The sequence below is a fragment of the Streptomyces sp. NPDC002845 genome, from assembly GCF_053591955.1.
Genome location: NZ_JBSFUU010000190.1, coordinates 1 through 3,429, shown reverse-complemented (window position 1 = coordinate 3,429; position 3,429 = coordinate 1). Strand labels below are relative to the sequence as shown.

2 protein-coding genes and 2 pseudogenes are annotated in these 3,429 nt (G+C 73.1%); all 4 read right to left on the bottom strand.

The features are described 5' to 3' along the window. Positions 1-91 precede the first annotated feature (91 nt). Positions 92-391 carry a hypothetical protein gene (locus tag ACWD3C_RS48115; protein WP_451155098.1) on the bottom strand — a complete coding sequence of 100 codons (300 nt, stop codon included), beginning with the start codon at positions 389-391 and terminating at the stop codon, positions 92-94. Between the two features lie 458 nt (positions 392-849). Next, positions 850-2,454, bottom strand: a complete 1,605-nt coding sequence (locus ACWD3C_RS48110; protein WP_451155096.1) for an RICIN domain-containing protein — start codon at positions 2,452-2,454, stop codon at positions 850-852. Positions 2,455-2,615: 161 nt separating this feature from the next. Then, positions 2,616-3,048, bottom strand: a pseudogene (locus ACWD3C_RS48105) (ABC transporter permease); the annotation flags it as partial. A gap of 20 nt (positions 3,049-3,068) precedes the next feature. After that, positions 3,069-3,336, bottom strand: a pseudogene (locus ACWD3C_RS48100) (aminotransferase class III-fold pyridoxal phosphate-dependent enzyme); the annotation flags it as partial. Between the last annotated feature and the right edge of the window lie 93 nt (positions 3,337-3,429).

Here is a 3,429-nt window from a genome sequence, read left to right as displayed (position 1 = left end):
CCACGGATTCCCGACCGAACCCCGTGCCGCGTAGCGGCACAGCAGCAAGTCGAGAAGGCCAGAATCCTCGGGCTTCAGCCCGAGGTGCAAGTCAAAACGCCGGGCTCCTGCTCACCGCCACGGCCTGCCTGGTGGCCGCCGCCGTGTGCGCCGTCTTCATCCTGGCGCGCACCGGGGCCGGTTCGCCGGCCGGGCTGCGGGCGCCGGTCCCATCACGCTGCTGGCGCACGTCGGCGGTCCGGGCCTGTACTTCCCCCGTGGGCGTGGACGGGTACGTGCTGTCGGAGACCCCGCGCGAGATCTTCCTCACCGATCGGCAGAGCGACGTACCGATCCTCGTCGGCTGCACCCGCGACGAGATGGTGAGCGCCCTCGCCAGGGTGCGCAGCATGGCCGCCTACCGGGCCCGGCTGCGGATGGTCCGCGGTGATCTCGCGGACGAGGTCTTTGAGTTGTTCCCGGCGGACGAGGACGCCCAGGCCGAGGCGGCGGGCACTGCGGCCGACAACGCCGGGGAGTTCGCCCGGCAGATGCTGAGCCGGGCCGAGGCCCAGACCGCGGCCGGCTCCGCTCCCCGGCGCACCTCTACGAGTGGGCGTACACAGGCCGACCGGGCACGGCTCGGGCACCGCCTACTGGTTCGGCGACATCGGCCCGGCCGCCGATCCGGACGGCACGGCGGTGGCGGACCGGTCGGCGGACGCCCTGATCTCGTTCGTCAGGACCGGCCGTCCGTCGGACTGGGCGTGTTTCGATCCCCGCGATCCGCGCCTGACCCGCATCACCCACACGCACTCCACGGCTCGGGGGTTCCCCGTGTGCGGGTGGAGCCGGCCCGGGGCTGCGGCCTCATCCGGCGGCCGGAGCGTCCCGGACCGTCTGCGCCGGTGGGGTGCCGGGTGCGGACGCGTCGTCGATGCGCCAGCGCTGGGACCTGCGGATCCTGTCCTGCGGGACGGGCTCCAGAAGGATGACCGAACCCACCCTCCGGCGATCCGGAGTGACGGCGATGCCGGGCTTCGCGGCGAGGGTGAGCAGGCCGTCGGCCGCCAGGGCGTAGCGTGTGTCGTCGGACTCCTCACCGTCCGGGCCCTTCGCGGCGCCGCACGGGCGCAGGGCGAGGGTGCCGGCCGGCTCGGCGTGCAGACACAGTCCCGGCGCCGCCTGACTGCGCAGCCGTCCGCCGTCCTCCAGCCGCCACACCTGCGTCGCCGCTCCGCCGCACTCCCTCGTCACCGCGGGCGCGCCCTCCACCGTGGTGGAATCGACCACGTCGATGCACATCCCGGTCCTGAAGTTCCGCAGCCGCGTGACCAGGGCATCGCCCGCGCCGGGCGCGGTGGAGGTGCCCGGTGACCGAGTGGGAGTGGTGGACGATCCGGTGGCGGAGGCGGAGGGGTTCCGCGTGGGCGCGGGCGCCGGACCGCCCGCCTCCTCCGCGTCGTCACCGGTTCCGCTGATGGCCATCGGGGTCGCCGCGATCACCCCGAGCAGCACCACACCCATGGCGCCGAGCAACGGCAACCGGCGGCGCGGCCGCGGTGTGCGCTCGGCCGCGCCGCCCGCGTGCTCCTGGACGGACTCCGACCGCGCACGTGTCGACGTGACCGCCTGGCGGGCGGGCCGGGTCGCGAGGTACTCCGCCGCGCGGAACCCCAGGACGGCCTCGGCGAGCAGGGCGGGGAGCCGGTCCGGGGACTGATCCAGCTGGTCCACCGTCGCCCCGCAGTAGGCGCAGCCGTCGAGGTGTTCGAGCACCTCCGCCGGGGTCTCGCCGGACCTGGGGCGGGCGTGGACGTCGATGAGCCGGTTGTAGCGGCGGCAGCACTCGTCGGGCGCGCGGTCGAGGTGGGCCCGCACGCACTCGTCACGCAGCAGGGTGCCGGCGCGCGCCGGGTTCAGCAGGGAGGGCTCGGCGTCGAGCAGGGACGCCACCGCCTCGATGGGCTCCGCCTCGACCTCGGTGTGCCACAGCAGTACCTGGGCACGGTCCGGCAGGTTCCGGTAGGCACGCAGGAGCAGGCTTCTGCCGCCGGTCCCGCGGCCCGTGGCGGACACTCCCCGGCGCGCGGGACGGGTTGCGCCGTCCCGCAGGTCCGGCTGGAGTAACGAGTTCCTGTCGTCGGCACTCCATTCCCGGGCGGCATCGAGGACCGCCGTGAGGAGCCGCGGACGCCACGGGAAGTCGGCGCCGGCGTGCGACGCCGCGTCGCCGTAGGTGTCGCGGAAGGCCTGCCCGGCGAGCCGCTCCGCGGCGCCCGGGCTCGGCCCGGTGCACAGCGCCGCGTAGTCCAGGACTGGTTTGCCGTGCAACGCCAGCAGTTCGTCGGTCGAGGGCGCCGCACCTCCTGCTTCCTGTTCCCTCGGCTCGGCCTGCTCTGAGACGAAATGCTCTTCGTGCTCGGGGAAGAAATCCTCGCCGGGCTCGGAGGCGAAGTCCTCTCTGGACGCCATGCGCTCTCCTCTGCCGAACGAGGCCTCCGTCGCGGGAACACCATCCATGACACCGGTCCCCCTCCCTGTTCCGTACCGTCGACGCGTCCGTCCGCCAGTCCGTACGTCCCGCACGGTGACACGGTTCACCGCATCCGAAAGGCGTAGGCCCGGACCCTCCGCTACTCGGCCTTGACCGCGGTCAGGATGTTCAGGCCCGCGGCCCGGCGGGCGGGCCAGATCGCGGCGAGCGCTCCGACACCGCCGGCCAGCGCCAGGAAGAGGGCGATCCGCTCCCAGGGCACGACCATCTCGTAGCCGGTGATGGTCCCCTGGGCGAAGATCCCGACCGCCCAGCCGAGGAAGATGCCGGTCCCGATGCCGAGCACGGCGCCGAGTATAGGGAGATCAGCAGGGCCTCCCACCGGATCATCCGCCTGGTCTCGGCCTGGCCGCGACCGACGGCCCGCAGCATGCCGATCTCGCGGGAGCGGTCCCGGACGGACAGCGGGAGCGTTCCCGGACGGACAGGACGAGGGTGTTGACGACACCCAGTACGGCGATCAGCACGGCCATGGCCAGCAGTCCATACAGAATGTTCGGCAGGAGGTCGACATCGGCGTCGGCCGCTCGACGAGAGCGTTGCCGCCGTACGTGCCGCCCTGTGAGCACGGCAGGGCTTTGCGCGTCAGGGCGGGCGGGGCGGCGATGCCGGACAGCGGGAAAGCCGCCAGCCAGGTCCTTGGTGGTGATGAGGATGTCGGGGCGGAGGCCGATGTGCTCGTGTCCCCGGAAGCGGCCGGTGCGGTCGGCGCCGGTCTGGATCTGGTCGAGGATCAGCAGGGTGCCGTGTCGGTCGGCCCGCTCGCGAAGTCCGTGCGGGAAGGCGGTGTTGGCGGGGACTTGACTTGCACCTCGGGCTGAAGCCCGAGGATTCTGGCCTTCTCGACTTGCTGCTGTGCCGCTACGCGGCACGGGGTTCGGTCGGGAATCCGT

Excerpts from the sequence above, each read along its gene's own strand:
- ACWD3C_RS48115 (WP_451155098.1), bottom strand. The coding sequence starts at position 391 with ATGCTGCGCACCCTGGCGAGGGCGCTCACCATCTCGTCGCGGGTGCAG.
- ACWD3C_RS48110 (WP_451155096.1), bottom strand. The coding sequence starts at position 2,454 with ATGGCGTCCAGAGAGGACTTCGCCTCCGAGCCCGGCGAGGATTTCTTC.